Source organism: Streptomyces sp. NPDC002787 (assembly GCF_053592095.1).
Map to the genome: position 1 here is coordinate 12,399 of NZ_JBSFVC010000004.1, position 19,329 is coordinate 31,727.

Below are 19,329 nucleotides of genomic sequence, written 5' to 3' on the forward strand. Positions count from 1 at the left end.
GCCGCCCTTCGTGCGTCCGTGCCCCTGGGCTACTTCCGCATGACCTCCGGCTCGTGGCGGCGCAGGAAGCGGGCCACGAGGACACCGCAGATCGCGCCGAGCACGATCAGGGCGATCATGTCGAGACTGTAGGCACCGGCCGTGTGGTCCCACAGCGGGTCCGTGTCGCCCGCCTCCTTGGGCGGGCTGATGTTGTTGAAGTCCAGCGTGGCGCCCGCGGCGGCGACCGCCCAGCGCGACGGCATCAGGTACGAGAACTCGTTGACGCCCGGGCTGCCGTGCAGGGCGAAGAGGCAGCCGGTGAACACGACCTGGACGATCGCGAACATGACCAGCAGCGGCATCGTCTTCTCGGCGGTCTTCACCAGCGAGGAGATGACCAGGCCGAACATCATGGACGTGAAGCCGAGCCCCATGATCGGGACGGAGAGTTCGAGCATGACGGCGACCTTGCCGTCGCCGAAGATCAGGGCCTCGTCCGGGATCGTCCGGCTGGAGAAGCCGATCGCGCCGACCATGGCGCCCTGCAGCACGGTGACCGTGCCGAGGACGATCACCTTGGACATCAGGTACGCCGAACGCGACAGGCCGGTCGCCCGCTCGCGCTCGTAGATCACCCGTTCCTTGATCAGCTCTCGGACGGAGTTGGCGGCGCCCGCGAAGCACGCGCCGACCGCGAGGATCAGCAGCACCGTGGTGGCCGTGCCGTTCGGGATGGGCATGCCCGTCGCCGGATTCAACTTCCTGACCAGCAGGTCCTTGTCCGGGTCGATGAGCAGGCTGACCGCGCCGAGGACGGCCGGCAGGATCACCGTCAGCGCCAGGAAGCCCTTGTCGGACGCGATCACGGAGACATAGCGCCGGACCAGGGTGCCGAGCTGCGAGAACCAGCCCTGCGGCTTCGGCGGGCGCATCGCCTGCGGCGGCGGCATGTGCACCGACTGCGGGGCGACGGCGTCGATGTCCGCGGCGTACATCTGGTAGTGCTGCGAGCCCTTCCAGCGGCCCGCCCAGTCGTAGTCGCGGTAGTTCTCGAAGGCGGAGAAGACGTCGGCCCAGGTCTCGTAGCCGAAGAAGTTCAGGGCCTCCTCGGGCGGACCGAAGTACGCCACCGAGCCGCCCGGGGCCATCACCAGCAGCTTGTCGCAGATCGCCAGCTCGGCCACGGAGTGGGTGACCACCAGGACCGTACGGCCGTCGTCGGCCAGGCCGCGCAGCAGCTGCATGACGTCGCGGTCCATGCCCGGGTCGAGGCCCGACGTGGGCTCGTCCAGGAAGATCAGCGACGGCTTGGTCAGCAGCTCCAGGGCGACCGAGACGCGCTTGCGCTGGCCGCCGGAGAGGGAGGTGACCTTCTTGTCCTTGTGGATGTCGAGCTTGAGCTCGCGCAGCACCTCGTCGATGCGGGCGTCGCGCTCGGCGGCCGTGGTGTCGGCCGGGAAGCGCAGCTTGGCCGCGTACTTGAGGGCCTTCTTGACGGTCAGCTCCTTGTGCAGGATGTCGTCCTGCGGGACCAGACCGATGCGCTGCCGCAGCTCGGCGAACTGCTTGTACAGGTTCCGGTTGTCGTAGAGGACGTCACCCTGGTTGGCGGGGCGGTAGCCCGTGAGCGCCTTCAGCAGGGTGGACTTGCCGGAGCCCGAGGGGCCGATGACCGCGATGAGCGACTTCTCCGGGACGCCGAAGGAGACGTCCTTCAGGATCTGCTTGCCGCCGTCGACAGTGACCGTCAGGTGGCGTGCGGAGAAGGAGACGTCACCGGTGTCGACGAACTCTTCCAGGCGGTCGCCGACGATACGGAACGTCGAGTGGCCGACGCCGACGATGTCGTTCGGGCCGAGGAGCGCCGTGCCGCCCTTGGCGATCGGCATACCGTTGACGAACGTGCCGTTGTGCGAGCCGAGGTCGCGGATCTCGAAGCGGCCGTCGGGCGTCGCGCGGAACTCGGCGTGGTGGCGGGAGACCTGGAGGTCGGAGACCACCAGCTCGTTCTCCAGCGCACGACCGATGCGCATGACGCGGCCGAGGGCCAGCTGGTGGAACGTGGTCGGGCTGCGGTCGCCGTAGACCGGCGGCGCCCCCGCGCCACCACCGGGAACCTTCTGCGCGTAGGCCTCGGCCGAACCCTGCTGCTGCGGGACCTGTGCCGCTTGCGGCTGCTGCCAGCCCGCCTGCGGGGCCTGCTGCTGCGGGGCCTGCTGGGCGGCGTATCCGGCGCTCGCGCCCTGAGAGGCGTACGGCTGCTGCTGCGGCTGGGCTACGGCGGCGCCGGAGAGGTTGAGTCTCGGGCCGTCGGTCGCGTTGCCCAGGTGCACGGCCGAGCCGGGGCCGATCTCCAACTGGTGGATCCGCTGCCCCTGCACGAAGGTGCCGTTGGTGCTGCCGTGGTCCTCGATCACCCAACTACGGCCGCCGAAGCTGATCGTGGCGTGACGCCAGGACACCCTGGCGTCGTCGAACACGATGTCCCCCTGCGGATCACGTCCGAGGGTATATGCCCTGGACGGATCGAGCGTCCAGGTTTGTCCGTTCAATTCCAGTACGAGTTCCGGCACTCCATGCCCCACTGAGTTGTCCCCCGAATTACCCCCAACACAGGGAGTCTAGGGATGTCGAACATCGGGGGGAACTATTTCAGGCTCGGCCCCCTGACCGAAAGTCGGGCCTTGTGAAGAGAACGTACGGGGGCATCGGCCGCTCCCGTTGACGGGGTTGAAACCGGGCCGGAGAGTGGTAATCCCCCGCGAGGGGGACATCAGCGGTGCAACACCGCGATGCGGATCGGGGGGTCCGACCATGAGCGACAGGAATGTTGGCCCTGGCAGGAGTGTGCCGTGGGGGGAGGTCCTGTTCTCCGCGATCGCAGCCGTGAGCTGGGCGTTGATCGGGATGGCGGGTACGGCGGCGCTCGGTCTGCGTCTGCTGGAGGCCGACTCGGCGGGCGAACTCGGGCCCATGACCGCGGCGGTTGTGGCGCTCGGGGCGGGTGGGTCCGTCACCCCGTCCGGGGATGTGTCCGTCTTTGGCCTGGAAGGAGCGCAGGCCACCACCGCCATCGAGATCACGCCACTGGGGGTGAGCCTGGTGGGAGCGCTCCTGCTGTCCTGGTTCTTCCTACGGTCCCTGCGCGGCGCGGGAGTTGTGATCACGCCCGTCGAACTCCTCGCGCGCGCGGGCTCGGTGCTCGCGCTGTTCGTGGCGCTGATGGGCGGACTGGCCTGGGCCGGGAACGCCGTCATCACCCTCGACGGCGGCCGGCTCGGGATCGACGGACAACTGCCGGGCGGGGGCGACCTCGACAACGTGGAGATCCCCGGGCTCGGCGACATCGGCGGCGGTCTGCTGCCGGACCGGCTGGGGGACCTGGCGGACGCGAACGCCGAGGTCGGCTTCACGGTCGATGCCGTCCCGACCCTGCTCGGCGGCCTGGTCTGGTGTGCCGGAGTGCTGCTCGTCGCCCTTCTGGCCTCGCGCCGCGCTCCCCTGCCGGCGGGCCTCGAAGCCGTGCACCGGGTCGTACGGCCCGCCGTGTCCGCCCTGGTCACCGTGCTCCTGGTGGCGGTCCTGGCCGGGCTCGCGGCGGCGGTCTACGCGGCGATCAGCGACCCTCACCCCGAGCGGATCGCCGGCGCGGCCCTCCTCGGCGCCCCCAACGGCGTCTGGCTGGGCGTCCCGATCGGCCTGTTCGTCCCCTGGGACGGCAAGGCCACCGGGGCACTGGCCGACGTCCTGCCCGACCCGCTCGACGAACTGCTCCGCGTCGACGTCGGCGAACCCGTCACTCTCGGGCGCCTCGCCGAACTGGACGGCCGGGTCTGGCTGTTGGGTCTCGCCGCCGCGCTCATGATGCTGTACGCGGGGGTCCTGACCGCCGTACGTACGCCTTTCGTACGGGAATCGGCTGCCACCGCTGCCGGGGGCGCGGCCGGTGCGGATGTACGGGGCGGGGGTGCGCTCGGCTTCGCCACGCGCTGCGCTCTTCGGCTCGGGCTCGCGACGGCGGTGGCACTGCCGCTGCTGGTCCGGCTGACGGAGGTCTCGGTCGACGCCTCGCTGGCCGTGTTCGGCATCGACGCGTTCGACGCGGGGATCGAGCTGCGCGGGCAGACGGCGATGGCCTTGGTGCTGGGCGCCCTGTGGGGTGCGGGCGCGGGGGCCGCCGGGGCGCTGCTGGCGTGCGCCACCGGGGCCGCCGGGCGGCGGGCATCGCCGTCGGCGCGGGGGGACACGGGCGGCGGTGGGACGGCGCCGGCGACCTGCGCGACGGCCGCCTCCTCGGGACCGTACACGCCGGGCACGCCGTACCGGCCGCCGAACCCGAACACCAATCCGTACCTGCGCCTGCCGGACGAGCTGCGCAGGCCTCAGGAGGCTCCAGGGGCGCGGGAGGGCCGGGAGCCTCGGCCGCCCGACGTGAACGGGGCGCCCACGGTGGTGCGGCGGTCCACGCCGCCGCCCCGGCGGCCGGGGCCGGGAGCGGGGTCCGGGCCCGGGTCCGGGGCCTGGCCGGCACCGCCGCCGCCTCCGGACGAAGGACCGCCACCGCCGCCACCGGCTCCTCCTCCGCCGAGGGGCCCCCGGGGACGGCGTTGAGGTGTCCGACGGTGGGGAAACCGGGAGGCCCCCCTGGGGCGTCGTGCACGATCCGGGTGCGCTTCAGTCACTCGTAACCCAGTGTTCTCCGTCCGCTGGGCGGACCTCAGGGGGAAAAGGCACGGGGCGCCGGATACGGTGGGCACATCATGAGCGCTTCGCAGACCTCCTCTGACACGCCCACTCTCCTCGTCAAGATCTTCGGCAAGGACCGGCCGGGCATCACCGCCGGGCTGTTCGACACCCTCGCCGCGTACTCCGTCGACGTGGTCGACATCGAGCAGGTCGTCACCCGTGGCCGGATCGTGCTGTGCGCGCTCGTGACGGAGCCGCCCGCCGGGCAGGAGGGCGACCTGCGGGCTACCGTCCACAGCTGGGCGGAGTCGATGAAGATGCAGGCGGAGATCATCTCCGGCCTGGGCGACAACCGGCCGCGCGGCCTCGGACGCTCGCACGTCACCGTGCTGGGCCATCCACTGACCGCCGAGTCCACCGCTCGGATCGCCGCGCGGATCACGGCTACCGGCGGCAACATCGACCGTATTTTCCGGCTCGCCAAGTATCCGGTGACGGCCGTGGAGTTCGCCGTGTCCGGTACGGAGCCGGAGACGCTGCGGACCGCGCTGGTGACCGAGTCGGTGGCGCTGGGCGTGGACGTGGCCGTGGTCGCGGCGGGGCTGCACCGGCGGGCGCAGCGACTGGTGGTCATGGACGTGGACTCGACGCTCATCCAGGACGAGGTGATCGAGCTCTTCGCGGCGCACGCCGGGTGTGAGAAGGAGGTCGCCGAGGTCACGGAGGCCGCGATGCGCGGCGAGCTGGACTTCGAGCAGTCGCTGCACGCGCGCGTGGCGCTGCTGGAGGGGCTCGACGCCTCGGTGGTGGAGAAGGTGCGCAGCGAGGTGCGGCTCACGCCGGGGGCGCGCACGCTGATCCGTACGCTGAAGCGGCTCGGCTTCCAAGTCGGTGTCGTCTCGGGCGGGTTCACCCAGGTCACGGATGATCTCAAGGAGCGGCTCGGGCTGGACTTCGCGCAGGCCAACACGCTGGAGATCGTCGACGGCAAGCTGACCGGCAAGGTCGTCGGCGAGATCGTGGACCGGGCGGGCAAGGCGCGGCTGCTGCGCCGGTTCGCCGCCGAGGCGGGCGTTCCGCTGGCCCAGACCGTGGCGATCGGCGACGGCGCCAACGACCTCGACATGCTCAACGCGGCCGGTCTGGGCGTCGCCTTCAACGCCAAGCCGGTCGTCCGCGAGGCCGCGCACACGGCGGTGAACTTCCCCTTCCTCGACACCGTCCTCTACCTCCTCGGCGTGACGCGGGAAGAGGTCGAGGCGGCGGACACGCACGACGAGTAGTGGGCACGGCGGAAGGCCCGGCACCGAGGTGGTGCCGGGCCTTCCGCGTGCTGTGCGCCCCGTACGGCGGGTGCCGGTAGGGCTACGTGGCGTGGTGCCGTACGCCGGGTGCCGGGCGGGTGCGTGACGTGGTGTCGTACGCCGGCTGCCGGGCCGTCGCGGGCGGGGCTACTCCGTCGGCGCCCAGTAGTCGGCCAGGGTCGCCGTGCCCGGCTCCAGGCTCTTCCAGGGGCCCTCGAAGGTGAGCACGGCGAAGGCGGCGGCCGGGAAGCCACGGCGGCTCATGCGCTCGCGGGCGTCTCCCTCGGCGCTGCCTGCGAGGATGTCGGCGAGGCCCTGGATGCCGGGGTTGTGGCCGATCAGGAGGACGTTCTGCGCGTCGTCCGGGGTTTCGTTGAGCAGGGCGATCAGCTCGCCGGGCGAGGCCTCGTAGATCCGCTCCTCGTAGACCGTTTTCGGCCGCTCGGGCAGTTCGTGGACGGCGAGCTTCCAGGTCTCGCGGGTCCTGACGGCGGTGGAGCAGAGGGCAAGGTCGAAGGCGATGCCGGAGTCGGCCAGCTTGCGCCCGGCGACGGGGGCGTCCATGCGGCCCCGGTCGGCGAGCGGCCGTTCGTGGTCGGAAACCTGTGGCCAGTCGGCCTTCGCATGCCGGAAGAGGACAATCCTGCGGGGTTCTGCGACGCTCATGCGTCCCAGCTTCGCACGAAACAGGCCATGGGGCGCAGGGAGTTGAAGTGCGGATACCCGGCACCGGTACATGTGTTCCCGGGGACCGGGGCACCTGTCACCCTGCGTGGTTCGGCAGTGCCTGCTGTATGCGCTCCAGGAGGTGGGCGATGGCGGGGTCGCCGCTCGCGGCCTGGGCCTGAGCGGGGTTGAGGATCAGCAGCAGGAGGGCGACGAAACCGAGGGCGGGCAGGGCGACCGCCCACCAAGGGAGCCGGATGTGGACGGTGCTCGTGGTCGCCGGGTGGGGCCGGGTGTGCGTACGGGCAGACATGCCGCCTCCGTGGTCTGGGAGCCTGCGTGGCCCGGTCCTCCGTGGGCCCTCGCGGGTCCCCTGCGGCCACACCACGAAGCTACGGAATCCCGGCGGCCCGCCCCATCCGGTGATCCACCCACTTCACCCTGAGACTCACCCCCTAGGGGATGGGGGGCTAACCCCACCATCGGCGCCGGCGGCACGGGGAACGGGCGTCTCGGCCGAACCTGCCGGCGGTGCCTCTCCCCGCCGGGGCGTCATGGTGACGCGATGGCCGCGATGACGCCGATGACGATGAAGATGGCGAGGAACGAGCCGAAGACCAGGAGCATTTTCTTCTGGCCGTTCTGGGGGTTCGGGTCGAGCACTGGCATGCGCCCAGTCTCGCACCCCCGACCCGAGGGGGAGCCGCCGGGGTCCAGGTGGGCGGCCCGTGGAGCCCCGAGTGCGCCGCCCGTGGGGGTCCGACCGGGCCGCCGATCCCGTCGAGGCGGGCTCAGCGGGCAGCCTCGTCCTCCACCTGCCGGTCGCGGCCCGCCAGGATCCCCGCGGCGATCTGCGGGAGCATCAGGGCGGCCATGAGGGCCAGGGGCAGGCCCCAGCCGCCGCTGTGCTGGTAGAGGACGCCTACGAGGAGCGGGCCGGGGATCGAGATCAGGTAGCCCGTGCTCTGCGCGAAGGCGGACAGCTTGACCACGCCCGCGCCGGTCCGGGCCCGCATGCCGACCATGGTGAGCGCCAGCGGGAAGGAGCAGTTGGCGATGCCGATCAGCAGCGCCCATGCCCAGGCGCCGGCCGCCGGGGCGAGGTACAGGCCGCCGTATCCGAGGAGGCCGCAGACGCCCAGCGCGACCACGATCGGCCCCTGGCGGGGCAGCCGGGTGGCGAGCCGGGGGATCACGAACGCCAGCGGCACGCCCATCACCATCGTGACGGCCAGCAGCAGGCCCGCAGTACCGGCCGGGACCCCCGCGTCCCGGAAGATCTGCGCCATCCACCCCATCGTGATGTACGCGGCGGTCGCCTGGAGCCCGAAGAACACGGCGAGCGCCCAGGCGGTACGGCTCCGGGTGATCCGCAGCGTGGGCCCGGCGGTCCCCTCCCCAGCCGCGGAGGTCTGCCCGGCGCGTGCCTGCGCGCGCGTGGAAGGCCGTCCGGCCGGTCGCTCCGCGCTCGCCGTGTCCCGTCCGGCCGGCGCTTCCCCACGTGCCGAATCCCGTCCGGCCGGCGCTCCCCCGCGTGCCTCATCCTGCTCGGCGGAGCGCCCGTCGCGGGCCCGTACGAAGGGCAGCCAGGGCAGGACGGCCGCAGTCGCCAGGCCCGCCCACACGGCCAGCCCCGTCCGCCAACTCCCGCCCAGCGCCGCGGTCATGGGCACCGTGACGGCCGCGGCGGACGAGGTGCCGAGGGCGAGGGCCATGGAGTAGAGGCCGGTCATGGAGCCGACCCGGTCGGGGAACCAGCGCTTGACGATGACCGGCATCAGGACGTTGCTGACGGCGATACCCATCAGGGCGAGGGCGCTCGCGGCCAGGAAGCCGGCCGTGCCGCCCGCGTAGGGCCGTATCAGCAGCCCGCCGGCGATGGCGACCATCCCGGCGCCGACGACAGCGGCCGGGCCGAAGCGGCGGGCGAGCCGGGGGGCCATCACACCGAAGACGGCGAAGCAGAGCGGCGGTACGGAGGTGAGGAGGCCGGCGACGCTGCCGCTCATGCCGAGCCCGGCGCGCACCTCTTCGAGGAGGGCGCCGAGGCTGGTGATGGCGGGACGCAGGTTCAGGGCCGTCAGGACGATTCCCACGACGAGCAGGCGTTTCGTCCACGCGCGCGTGGACCGCGCCGAGGGTTCGCTTCGCGCGCGTTCCGGTGTGCCTCGTTCGGTGACTCGTGCGGGTGTGGACGTCGGTGTCAGGGTTTCCTCGCTCACCATGAAACCCATCATAGAATCATAGGATGATTGGTTGTCCATGGCCCCGCTGCACCCGGCGGGCCCGTCCGTGCGAAGGTGTGCCATGCCGCTGAGCCATCCCCGCCGATCGGCGCTGTCCGAGCAGGTCATCGCCGAACTGCGGAACCAGATCACCTCGGGCGAGTGGCCGGTCGGCTCCCGCATCCCCACCGAGCCCGAACTGGTCGAACAGCTGGGCGTCGCGCGCAACACGGTCCGCGAGGCCGTCCGCGCGCTCGCGCACAACGGTCTGCTCGACATCCGCCAGGGCTCCGGCACGTACGTGGTCGCGACGAGCGAGCTGGCCGGTGTGATGCACCGCCGCTTCGCGAACGCCGATCCGACCCACATCGCCGAGCTGCGCTCCGCCCTGGAGTCGAGCGCCGCGAAGCTGGCCGCCGAGCGGCGCACGGAGAAGGACCTGAAGCAGTTGGACGCGCTTCTGGCGCGACGTGAGGAGGCGTGGGCCTCGGGCGACACGGAGGCCTTCGTGACCGCCGACGCGACCTTCCACATGGCTGTCGTGGCCGCGTCCCACAACGACGTCGTGACGACGCTCTACGCGGACCTGGGCGAGGTGCTGCGGGACTGGCTGCGCGGGGACGTGGGCGACGAGCTGTCCCCGGAGTCGTACCTGGACCACGCCCGGCTGGTGGACGCGATCCGCGCGGGCGACGTGGAGAGCGCCTCGGTGGAGGCGGCCGGGTATCCGTTCCACTGCCGCCCCGGCCGGGTCAGCCGTCCGCCCGCTGGTGGCTGAACCACACCGAGCGGACCTCCTTCCAGCAGCGCCCGATGAGCCGTACCGTCTGCGCGGGCCCCGTCTCGACCGGGGCGCCGTCGCTGTCGATGTCCCACCAGCGCGCGCACTCGATGTGCAGCCGGACGCGGTCGACGGCCACGTAGGGGTTGAAGCAGTGCGCGATCACGTGGGAGCCGGTGACGGTGCTGCGGCAGGCCGCCCCGAAGGGATCGGGCTTGCCGGGAGTCACACGCGCGTAGTCGCTTCCGCCGCCGACGCGCGCGTAGTCGTTACCTTCGCCCACGCGCGCGTGGGCGTTTTCGCCGCCCGCCCGCGCGTGCGGAGCCGACTCGGACGGGAGGGTGAGTACGAGAGCCAGGGCGACGACCGCTGGGACGATGCTGCGGGACAGGCGCACAAGCGGTACCTCCTCGGCCGAGTGGCTGGGCGGTGTACGTCCAGCCTGCGCGGCACCCGGCCCCGGCGGCCCGTCGGATGGGCCGAACGAGTGACGACCACGAACAGCCGGGGCCCGCATCCGAAAGGGATGCGGGCCCCGGCTGTCGGTCGAGCCCGGCGGCAGCGGTCACGCGCCGATCGCGTGCAGCCCGCCGTCCACGTGGATGATCTCGCCGGTGGTCTTCGGGAACCAGTCGCTGAGCAGCGCGACGACACCGCGGCCGGCCGGCTCGGGGTCCTTCAGGTCCCACTCCAGCGGCGAACGGTCGTCCCACACGGCGGCCAGCTCGCCGAAGCCCGGGATGGACTTGGCGGCCATCGACGCGAGGGGGCCGGCGGAGACGAGGTTGCAGCGGATGTTCTGCTTGCCCAGGTCGCGGGCGACGTAACGGCTGGTGGCCTCCAGGGCGGCCTTGGCCGGGCCCATCCAGTCGTACTGCGGCCAGGCGAACTTCGCGTCGAAGGTGAGGCCGACGACCGAGCCGCCGTTCTGCATCAGCGGCAGGCAGGCCATGGTCAGCGACTTCAGGGAGTACGCCGAGACGTGCATGGCGGTGGCGACGGACTCGAACGGCGTGTTCAGGAAGTTGCCGCCGAGGGCGTCCTGCGGGGCGAAGCCGATGGAGTGGACGACGCCGTCGAGACCGCCCAGCTCCTCACCGACGATGTCCGCGAGGCGGCCGAGGTGCTCGTCGTTGGTGACGTCGAGCTCGATGACCTTGGTGGGCTTGGGGAGCTTCTTGGCGATGCGCTCGGTCAGTGTGGGCCGCGGGAACGCGGTCAGGATGATCTCGGCGCCCTGCTCCTGGGCCAGCTTGGCGGTGTGGAAGGCGATGGAGGACTCCATCAGCACACCGGTGATCAGGACGCGCTTGCCCTCGAGGATTCCGCTCATGGTGATCAGTGACCCATTCCCAGTCCGCCGTCTACGGGGATGACGGCTCCAGTGATGTACGAGGCGTCGTCCGAGGAGAGGAACCGCACCGTCGCGGCGATCTCCTCGGGCTGCGCGTACCGGCCGAGCGGCACCTGCGAGACGATGCCCGCGCGCTGCTCGTCGTTGAGCACCTTGGTCATGTCGGTGTCGACGAAGCCGGGGGCGACGACGTTGAAGGTGATGTTGCGTGAGCCGAGCTCCCGGGCGAGGGACCGCGCGAAGCCGACGAGGGCGGCCTTGGAGGCGGCGTAGTTGGCCTGGCCGGGCGATCCGTAGAGGCCCACGACCGAGGAGATGAGGACGACGCGGCCCTTCTTGGCGCGCAGCATGCCGCGGTTGGCGCGCTTGACGACGCGGAAGGTCCCGGTGAGGTTGGTGTCGATGACCGAGGTGAAGTCCTCCTCGGACATACGCATCAGGAGCTGGTCCTTGGTGACGCCGGCGTTGGCGATCAGGACCTCGACCGGGCCGTGCTCCGCCTCGATCTCCTTGTAGGCCTGCTCCACCTGCTCGGGGTCGGTGATGTCGCACTTGACCGCGAGGCAGCCCAGATCCGTGAGGGCGGCGGGCGGCTCACCCGAGCGGTATGTGTACGCGACCTTGTCGCCGTTCTCGGCGAACGCGCGGGCGATGGCGAGGCCGATGCCCCGGTTGCCTCCGGTGACGAGAACCGAGCGGCTCAACGGATCACCCTTTCGATAGGGGTCTGACACACCCGCCCGGCCCTGGACGGCAGGCGGCTACCTCCGAAACCTATCGGTCCGCTCCCGCGATCGGACATTCGGGCACCGACAGTGGCTCACCGGACTGACTGTCGGATCCCTACAGTTTCGTCCAGCGCCGATGGGCGAGCGTGAGCTCTTCACAGAGTGCGTCGAGCGTGGCGTCACGAAGCGCGCCCCGGTGCGCGAGGATGTTCCTGGCCTTCACGAGTTCCTTGAGCAGGCGCAGTTCCTCGCCCGGGAGCACGAGGCCGCCCCCGTAGCATGCGGAGAGCAGGTCGCCGACCTCCAGTTGTTCGAAGGCTTTGTCGGGGTGCGTGCGGTAGTCGGCGGCGGGCCGCTGGGCGTAGGCCTCGACAAGGGCCTGCGGGGGTCGGGTCGCGTAGCGGGCGCTCAGGCGGACGAGATGTGCGCGGGTCTCCTCGATCCATGGGAACACGGCACGCTGTTGGGCCTGGCCCACGAGGAGGTCCAGCTCGGGCGGCGTATCCGGGCCGCCGTCGGCGTACCAGACCGCGGGATGGCGGCACAGCCTGCCCTCCCACGACTGCACCAGGCCCCCGGACCAGGCCGACCGCAGCCTCGAACCGGGACGTCGCCGCGTCCCGGCTTCGAGGGCCGCGTCCGGGCACGATGCGGCCCGGGTGATCTGCTCGGCGTCGAGGCAGGACCGGAGGACGGGGCCGAGTCGGCTGATCCGCCCGTCCCAGGCCCTGGTGAGCCGATGGGCGAGTTCCAGGTCGAATCCCGCCACCTCGGTGACGACCTCTTCCTTGACGGCGACCCGAACCCGCTGTCCGACGGCGCCCGCCGGGCTGCCTGCCCGGGCCGATGCCACCACCGTGGCCGTGTCCAGGCGTCCGATCGTGCCCCACCACCAGTGCACCGCGGTCGTCGCGATGTCCCGGTCGAGTTCGTCGGTGAGCGCCGCAGAGACGTCCCGGGCCCGGGCGACGACCAGCAGCCGTGGACGTCCCTGGGGCGGCAGGCCCGCTTCCTTGACCGCGGCGGACAGGGAGTGGAAGAGCCGCTGGACGGCGCCGCCCCGGCTGCCACCACCTGCTACGACGGGGGCGTCCTGCTGTGGGTCGTCGGGTTCCGCCCAGGCCCGCAGGCCTATGACGGGTCGCCAGCGCTGAGCGGGGTCCGTGAGTCGTGTGACGACCTCGCCGGGGGCCACGGCCAATTCCTTGCCCAGCCGCTCGAAGACCTCCGGCACGGCCTGCTCCCGCACGGCCGGGCGCGCGAGAGGCGCAGGTCGCGTGTCGGACCAGCCGATGTCGAAGTCGTCGTCGAAGTCGAGGTCGGGCAGGCCGTCCCAGTCCGGTACCCCGTCGTCTTCCGTGTCCGCCTCCCACGGCAGTTGGTCCGGCACTGCCGATCCGTCCGCCGCACCGGCCCCCTCGCGGTTCCGCGGAGCGGGCACGGTGAGGACGGTCGGCGGCACGACGTCCAGGCGGTCGGGTGTGGTGGTGAGCGCGAGCCGGTACAGCTCCTCCGCCTGTCCAGTCTCGACCAGTCGATCGGGCAGCAGCCAGAGGCAGTTCAGGCCCGCCGCCAGCTGGGCGGCGATCTCGTCCAACTGGGTCCTGACACCGGGCAGCGCCGAGAGCGCCGGACCGAAGCGACCCGCCGTCACGCGCTCTCCCCGGCCCGCGCTCGGACGGCCCTGAACGTGACGGGATCCAGCGCGATACCCCCGTCCGTCTCGTCGAGGACGTTGAGCTCGTCCAGGTGGACCAGCCAGTCCCGGGTCTCGTCGGAGCCGAGGCCTGTGGCCGCCCCGACGTCGTCGACAGGCACGCCCTGTCCCTCTTCCACGTACTCCGTCCACAGTGCGAGCAGGGAGAGGTCCCTGTCGGTCAGGCCGGACTTCTTGAGATGGCTGTCCACGTTCGCCGGTTTGGCGGTGACCGTGCGGATGTGATCGAGGGCGTCGTCGAGCGTGGCTCCGCGCAGTGAGACGTCGGCCACCGCGATCTCGGTCCAGTGCGGCCATCCGGAGGCAGCGTCCGTCAGCCGACGGCGCTCCTCCCGCGAGACGAACGGGCACTCGGGCCAGGCGCGCAGGGAGTCCGCGGTCCATCGGCGCGGTTGCAGGGTCCGTACCCGCAGCCGCCGCCTCTCGTCGGTGGCACGCAGGGAACCGAACGCTCCGGCGTCGGCCAGAACGAGCACCGACCGGCTCTGCTTGCTCTTGCGTCCCTCGTTCTGCGGTACGTGCTTGTCGGCGGCGGGGCCGGCGTGCTCGACACAGAGCCGCAGCTCGTCCCCCAGGGCGTCGGCCGGAACACCCCGCAGGTCGGCGAGGACGACGTGAGCCGTGCGTGGCCGGGCCGCAGCCGCCAGCACGGTTCTCAGGTCGTCTCCGCGCCGTGACCTGACCACTTTCACCCCACGTCCCTCAGCGAACGCGGCGACGGCCTGGAGCACCAGATCCGGCTGGTGCAGCTCCGTCGTGGACACCACGGACACGCCCGGCTGGGCGGCCTCGTGCAGCTGGCCCTCGGTCAGCGGGCTGTAGCGCTGGACACCACTGCTGCGGTCCCGGCCGAGGATCCGCCGGGCGGCGCGCGGGTTGTAGTCGTAGGGGAGGCCGAACTCGGTCTCGTGCAGCTCCGTCTCCAGTTCCTCCTGGGTGCCGAGCATGTTGACGACGTTCGGGCTGCGTACGGCGAAGCGCGCCCGGTCTCCCAGGCGGATCAGCAGTCCGAGTCCCACCATCTCGTTGAGGTAGATCTCGGCCTGCTGCACCCCGCACTCCTCGAAGCCCTCCGGCCAGGCGTCCCGGGCGAGGTCGAGGAGTTCCTTGGCGCTGTAGTCGCCCCGGTAGCCGTCCTTCAGGCTCTCCAGGGCGATGAGGAGGGCCAGGACCCGGTAGCGGTCCTCCAAGTTGATGGTGAACCGCAGCCGCTCGGCGATCCGGCGCCTGAGCGTCTCGGACGCCGCGACCTCCTGCACGTCGCTCTCGGAGATGGCCGTGGCACGGTCCGTGCCGTCGTAGGGCCGTGCGTGCAGCGTGCGGACCAGTTCGCTGCAGAAGATCTGCACCAGGTTGGCCTGGTAGTTGGTGATCGCGAGGATCCGCCATACCAGCTCCGGCCGCTCGAACACATAGCCGAGGGCGGCCATCGGTTCGGTGACGAGCCGGAGGGCCGCCTGCTGCTTCAGCGGCCCGACCAGGACATCGGGACCGCCGTGCGCGGTCGAGACGTTGGACAGCGCACCGAAGCGCTGCACCTGGTGGAGGCCCGCGAAAACGATCTTGAAGCGCCGCTCCGAGTGCTCCATGAGCTGTTGGAAGCGCTTGACGTTCGGAAACGTCGACTCGCCGCCCATCCGGAACGTCCGGCGCGAGTCGGCCGTCAGGAAGGCATCCGCCTCGTCGGCGAGCACAATCAGTCGCCGTGACTCGTCCGCGTCCAGCCACTCACCGAGCCTGCGCGCCACGACGTCCGGGCCGGCCTGCTCCGACACCTTGTTCCCGAAGACGCCGCGACGCTTGAGCTCGTCCGCGAGGAGACTCCAGATCTTGTCGGGTGCCTCGGCCTGGCCGATCTCCGCCTTCAGCAGGTCGAGGTACACGGCCACGTAGTTGTCGGAGCGTCTCGGGAAGATCCGGGCCACCCGCCGCAGCAGCGCCGACTTGCCGAGCTGCCGACCGCCGTAGAGGAAGAGGCCACCGCGCGGGTCCATGATCTCCCGCATCTCCTCGTCCCGGCCGTAGAAGACCTCCGGTGGGACCAGCCCCGCGACGAAGGGCGTGTAGGGGTTGTACGCCGCCCAGGGCAGGGTGACCCGCTGGAGTGCCCGGAAGCTGCCCGGAGCGCGGGCGGCCATCCAGCCGACCACGGCCGGGTCCACGACCAGCGCCTGCTGCGCCCCTGCTCGGGCCGCGTCCGCCAGTCGCCGACGTCCCTCGACGCCCAGCGGATGGAGGTAGAGCACGATGTTGGCGTCGACGTCGGCGTCCTCCAGGTGGGCGAGCGGGCCGTTCGCGCGCTGTTCCTCCCAGATCAGCTGGACCGTGTACGACGTGGCCTGGGAGCCCAGCGCGGCGACGTAGCCGGGCCGCTCAGCCACCCTCGCCCGCACCTTGAACCTGCGCACTCCCTGTGTCCGGGTCTCCACCACGGGCTGGCCGTTGGGCTCCAGGCCGAGCAGCCGCAGCACCCGGGGAAGGTGCTGCTGCCATTCGCTGTTGCGCCCGTGCCGCGTGCACAGCGCCTTCCAGGAACGCAGCCCCAGGTCGGCCGCCTCCGTCAGCTGGGCACCCGAGCCATGACGGACCGCCCACCAGTCGGCGTCGACGCCGTCACCGCCCGGCCGCGGAACACCCGGCCCGCTGAGCCCGGCCAGGAACACCGCGAGCTCCTCGCCGTCGTCCTCGGGCCGTTCGGGCAGTTGCTTGCCACCGCGTGCGAGGGCCAGGAACTCCTCGGCGGTGACGGTGTCGCCCTCGGTGATGAGCTTGACGATCCGGTCGTAGTCGGACGGGCCCAGGAGCCCGCCCGGGGCGAGGCGCAACTGTTCCAGTTCCTGGCGCTGTCGCCGGGTGTCCTTCTCCACCAACTGCGACAGTTCCTGCCGCAGTGCTTCGAGCCGGTCCACCGCGTAGCGGTAGCGGCCGGCGTGGTCGCCGTTCGCGAACTCCTGCAGCCGCCCGGTGAACTCGCGCTCCTGATCGGGCGCGAGCAGGTTGAGCGTGCGCATCTGGGCGAGCAGGACCGCCGCCTCCGCGTGGCGTCGGCGCACGGTCTCCCGCCAGTTCTCCTGCCCCTGCTGGACACGCCGCTCGGCGCCCTCCACCCATTCGGTGTCCGGGGACCCATAGCCGCTGGGGTCCTGTCGTGCGGCGTCCACCAGCGCACGCGCCAGGTGCAGATCACCCCGGGCGAGGTAGCGGCGCAGCGCCGGCTCGGCGTCCGGGGGCGCCATGAGCGCCGCCATACGACGGGCGGTGCGCAGGTCCTGCAGCTCTGGCAGGCCTTCGCTGTCGCGCGGCAGGTCGGACAAGGTGAGCAGGCAGTCCGTGGTGGGGCGGGGACTGCCGTCCTCCTTGACCGGGCGGTTCTCTGCGCCCGGATCGGGCAGCTTCCCCTCGAGCCAGCCATGGAGCAGTTCCAGCGCCGCGCCGCCCACGCCGGGCGGCGGCGCCACGTCCCGCAGTCCGCGGCGCACGGACGCCAGTTCGGGGATGCCCGACTGGGAGAGTCCGGTCGGCCGCAACAGGTTGGCCGCCACCGCGTCGGCCTTGGTCAGGACGTCTGCCACGGACCGGCAGGCGGCGTGCAGCTGGCGCAGGGCACCCGCGGTTATCGGTTCCTTGGCCTGCTTGGGCGTGCGGTACCGGCTGTCGCTCTGTTCGATCAGCCGGTCGACGTCGTCGGCGTTGCGCAACCGCTCGGCCCGCTCCCGGAACAGGGTGGCGGGCAGTGGGCCGCCGTCGACCCACTGGATGACGTCGCGCAGGGCCAGGCCGAGCTCGCCGCCCGGCCCGACGAGGTCCTGCAGCACGCGGGTGGCGCGCTGGTACTTGGTCTTGCGGCGGGAGAGGCTGTCGAGCAACTGGTTCGCCTGCGTGCCGAGTTCCTCCCGCAGGTCGTGGTCCCGCTGCGGGTCGTCGGCGTGGTAGACGCCTGGGTCGAAGGACCGACCGTTGCGCACGGCGGCCACCAGGACGGTGAGCAGTTCCTGCCAGGGCTCGGCCAGTCCGGCCGGTGGCGAGAAGTCGCTGACGAGCGTGTGCGGCCAGCAGGCGGTCAGCCCGGCACGGAGCGCGGCGACGAAGGCCACGAGGTAGGCGTCCCGGTCACGGGCGAGCGGGCCCGCGTCGATGTCGTGCGTGATCTGTACGGCCGTGGCGTCCGACTCGGTGACGCAGTCGAAGGCGGCCGCGGCGAACGCGAGCGCCCTGGCGCGCATGTCGGGCTCGGCGGACGCCTCGGTCATCCAGTAGGCCTCGGCCAGGCGGCCCGACCGCACCAGGACGGCGACCGGGGGCTGCTCCCCCGTCTCCCAGGGTGCGCGGACATCCCAGTCCGCGTCCGCGACCGAGGCGGGCCACGGCTCCTGCTCGGGGATCGTCTCCAGCGGGGCGGTGCCGCCGGGGGGAGCCTCCGTGACGGTCTCGGAGGGAATCTCCTGGTTGGCGGTGGGTGCGGTGTCCGGCGCGTTGGGGACGTTGCCCCGCGCGGTCTCCTGGGTGGGGGCGGCGGCAGGGGGCGTCTCGGCGGGGGTTTCCTGAGGCCCCTGCGCCGGCTCGACGGCCATGGCCGTCTGCGGCTCGGACGGCTCCGGCTCGTCCGTCGGGGACACGTCGGGCTCGGGGCGCCCCGGTTCCGGGCCGGAGGGCTCGGTTGCGGGTACGGCGACCGTCCGTTCCGGTGCCTCGGCCATGGCCTCGGTCGGTGACTCAGCGCTCTCGCCGCCCGCCCGGGTGTCCCCCTCGATGGAGACCGGCTCGGGGGCCGTGTCCGCCTCGGCCGGGGATGTGGCGGTGGCGGTCAACGGTTCGTGGGCCTCCTCGGCCGACTCGACGTCGGGGGTCACCACCGACGTCGTCGCCTTCCCCTCCCCGAAGGTGCTGTCGAGTTCGTCGATCTGCGCTCGCAGCCGGTTGCGCAGCATGGTGAGCGTCGCCGCCTCATCCGGATCCATGGCCGCGTCGATCATCGCGTCGTAGGACTCGGCTCTCTCGCGCAGCGCGGCGAGTTCGGCGCGTACCTTCTCCAGCCGGGCGCGCTCGGCGGTCAGCCACGCGTAGTCGGACTCGTGCGACCAGTCGACCCCTTGGTCGGCACAGCGGTCGGCGGCGTGCTCACGCAGGCCGATCCACTCCGTCACCGCGTCCGCCAGCTCGCGTGTCGCCGTGGGGCGGCGACCCGACTCGACCGCGTCGGCGACGCTTCGCAGCGATGCGGCCAACGGCCGTCCGGAGTCGGCCAGTTCTGCCAGCAGACCCTCGAGCGTCGAGTTCCGTTCCGTCCCGGACGCCGGCACCGGCTCATCGACGGGCCGTTCCCCCTCGGTGCTTCTCGGCTCGCCGACCTCGCCGTCCGGGTCGGGGTGCCCTGCTGCTGTCACGACTCTCCTGAGGATCTCGGCGGGGTTCGACGGTGGTTCCTGATCAGCCGCTCTTCGCAGGACGTCCCGATGGCTCTCCACCGTGCGGGCGATCGAGGTCTTCTCCATGTCAGGGGAGAGCAGCCCGTACAGGGCACAGCGGGCGATCGGCGGAGCCAGGATCCGGAGCATGGTCTCGAGTTGTTCGAGGGTCGGCGCCTCGAGCGTCTCCGGGGAGCAGCCATGGTCCTCGACAAGGGCCCGGCACGCCCAGGCCAGTCCGCAGGAACCGGCCGACAGTAACTGGGGCTGTCTCGCTCTGGTGACCCAGACCCGGAAGGTGTTCACATCACGCCGGGTGACCGGCGTCCGGTTGCGGCCGTCGTGACGGCGCCCGCAGGACTGCTGGCGCAGACAGTGATGCGACGTCAAAAAGCTGCGGATTTCGGACTCGTCGAGCGACGAGAGCCAGATACGAAAATCAGTCCCCCACCCCTGCATGGCGTCATCATGCCACTCTGTG

General features: G+C 71.6%; 13 protein-coding genes. 3 read left to right on the forward strand and 10 right to left on the reverse strand.

Annotated elements, in window-relative coordinates; genetic code table 11:
• Nucleotides 1-29: 29 nt before the first annotated feature.
• A complete protein-coding gene (locus ACWD26_RS06120) occupies nucleotides 30-2,555 on the reverse strand; it encodes an FHA domain-containing protein (RefSeq protein WP_451266712.1) in 2,526 nt (841 codons plus the stop codon).
• 241 nt (nucleotides 2,556-2,796) lie between these two features.
• Between ACWD26_RS06120 and ACWD26_RS06125 the strand changes: the two genes are divergently transcribed.
• Together ACWD26_RS06125 and serB are read left to right on the forward strand one after the other, a co-directional pair.
• Nucleotides 2,797-4,593 (forward strand): streptophobe family protein, encoded by a 1,797-nt coding sequence (locus ACWD26_RS06125; RefSeq protein WP_451266714.1) that lies wholly within the window; start codon nucleotides 2,797-2,799, stop codon nucleotides 4,591-4,593.
• 149 nt (nucleotides 4,594-4,742) lie between these two features.
• Nucleotides 4,743-5,951, forward strand: a complete 1,209-nt coding sequence (gene serB / locus ACWD26_RS06130) for a phosphoserine phosphatase SerB (RefSeq protein WP_451266716.1) — start codon at nucleotides 4,743-4,745, stop codon at nucleotides 5,949-5,951.
• A gap of 168 nt (nucleotides 5,952-6,119) precedes the next feature.
• Here the strand turns inward: serB and ACWD26_RS06135 are convergent, their stop codons facing one another.
• From ACWD26_RS06135 to ACWD26_RS06150, 4 genes are all read right to left on the reverse strand, one after another.
• Nucleotides 6,120-6,638 (reverse strand): SixA phosphatase family protein, encoded by a 519-nt coding sequence (locus ACWD26_RS06135; protein WP_451266718.1) that lies wholly within the window; start codon nucleotides 6,636-6,638, stop codon nucleotides 6,120-6,122.
• 97 nt (nucleotides 6,639-6,735) lie between these two features.
• Nucleotides 6,736-6,951: a hypothetical protein gene (locus ACWD26_RS06140; protein WP_451266720.1), complete on the reverse strand. Its 216-nt coding sequence runs from the start codon at nucleotides 6,949-6,951 to the stop codon at nucleotides 6,736-6,738.
• Between the two features lie 239 nt (nucleotides 6,952-7,190).
• Nucleotides 7,191-7,307: an SGM_5486 family transporter-associated protein gene (locus tag ACWD26_RS06145; protein ID WP_338899037.1), complete on the reverse strand. Its 117-nt coding sequence runs from the start codon at nucleotides 7,305-7,307 to the stop codon at nucleotides 7,191-7,193.
• Nucleotides 7,308-7,429: 122 nt separating this feature from the next.
• Nucleotides 7,430-8,875 carry a CynX/NimT family MFS transporter gene (locus ACWD26_RS06150; protein WP_451266722.1) on the reverse strand — a complete coding sequence of 482 codons (1,446 nt, stop codon included), beginning with the start codon at nucleotides 8,873-8,875 and terminating at the stop codon, nucleotides 7,430-7,432.
• Nucleotides 8,876-8,945: 70 nt separating this feature from the next.
• Between ACWD26_RS06150 and ACWD26_RS06155 the strand changes: the two genes are divergently transcribed.
• The gene (locus ACWD26_RS06155; RefSeq protein WP_451266724.1) at nucleotides 8,946-9,641 is read left to right on the forward strand and encodes a FadR/GntR family transcriptional regulator; all 696 of its coding nucleotides are present in this window, start codon (nucleotides 8,946-8,948) and stop codon (nucleotides 9,639-9,641) included.
• Here the strand turns inward: ACWD26_RS06155 and ACWD26_RS06160 are convergent.
• From ACWD26_RS06160 to ACWD26_RS06180, 5 genes are all read right to left on the reverse strand, one after another.
• Nucleotides 9,616-10,041 (reverse strand): hypothetical protein, encoded by a 426-nt coding sequence (locus tag ACWD26_RS06160; RefSeq protein ID WP_451266726.1) that lies wholly within the window; start codon nucleotides 10,039-10,041, stop codon nucleotides 9,616-9,618. The genes ACWD26_RS06155 and ACWD26_RS06160 overlap by 26 nt on opposite strands.
• A gap of 168 nt (nucleotides 10,042-10,209) precedes the next feature.
• Complete coding sequence (fabI, locus tag ACWD26_RS06165; RefSeq protein WP_045560796.1) at nucleotides 10,210-10,977, reverse strand: enoyl-ACP reductase FabI; 768 nt, start codon at nucleotides 10,975-10,977, stop codon at nucleotides 10,210-10,212.
• Nucleotides 10,978-10,982: 5 nt separating this feature from the next.
• A complete protein-coding gene (gene fabG, locus ACWD26_RS06170) occupies nucleotides 10,983-11,702 on the reverse strand; it encodes a 3-oxoacyl-[acyl-carrier-protein] reductase (protein WP_451266728.1) in 720 nt (239 codons plus the stop codon).
• 139 nt (nucleotides 11,703-11,841) lie between these two features.
• Nucleotides 11,842-13,380 carry a hypothetical protein gene (locus tag ACWD26_RS06175; protein WP_451266730.1) on the reverse strand — a complete coding sequence of 513 codons (1,539 nt, stop codon included), beginning with the start codon at nucleotides 13,378-13,380 and terminating at the stop codon, nucleotides 11,842-11,844.
• Nucleotides 13,377-19,238 (reverse strand): hypothetical protein, encoded by a 5,862-nt coding sequence (locus tag ACWD26_RS06180; protein WP_451266732.1) that lies wholly within the window; start codon nucleotides 19,236-19,238, stop codon nucleotides 13,377-13,379. Before ACWD26_RS06180 ends, ACWD26_RS06175 begins: the two co-directional genes overlap by 4 nt.
• Nucleotides 19,239-19,329 lie beyond the last annotated feature (91 nt).

Bases quoted from the DNA above. Each gene is read 5' to 3' on its own strand.
- ACWD26_RS06125 (WP_451266714.1), top strand. From the start codon at position 2,797: ATGAGCGACAGGAATGTTGGCCCTGGCAGGAGTGTGCCGTGGGGGGAG.
- serB (WP_451266716.1), top strand. From the start codon at position 4,743: ATGAGCGCTTCGCAGACCTCCTCTGACACGCCCACTCTCCTCGTCAAG.
- ACWD26_RS06140 (WP_451266720.1), bottom strand. From the start codon at position 6,951: ATGTCTGCCCGTACGCACACCCGGCCCCACCCGGCGACCACGAGCACC.
- ACWD26_RS06155 (WP_451266724.1), top strand. From the start codon at position 8,946: ATGCCGCTGAGCCATCCCCGCCGATCGGCGCTGTCCGAGCAGGTCATC.
- fabI (WP_045560796.1), bottom strand. From the start codon at position 10,977: ATGAGCGGAATCCTCGAGGGCAAGCGCGTCCTGATCACCGGTGTGCTG.
- ACWD26_RS06145 (WP_338899037.1), bottom strand. From the start codon at position 7,307: ATGCCAGTGCTCGACCCGAACCCCCAGAACGGCCAGAAGAAAATGCTC.
- ACWD26_RS06135 (WP_451266718.1), bottom strand. From the start codon at position 6,638: ATGAGCGTCGCAGAACCCCGCAGGATTGTCCTCTTCCGGCATGCGAAG.
- ACWD26_RS06150 (WP_451266722.1), bottom strand. From the start codon at position 8,875: ATGATGGGTTTCATGGTGAGCGAGGAAACCCTGACACCGACGTCCACA.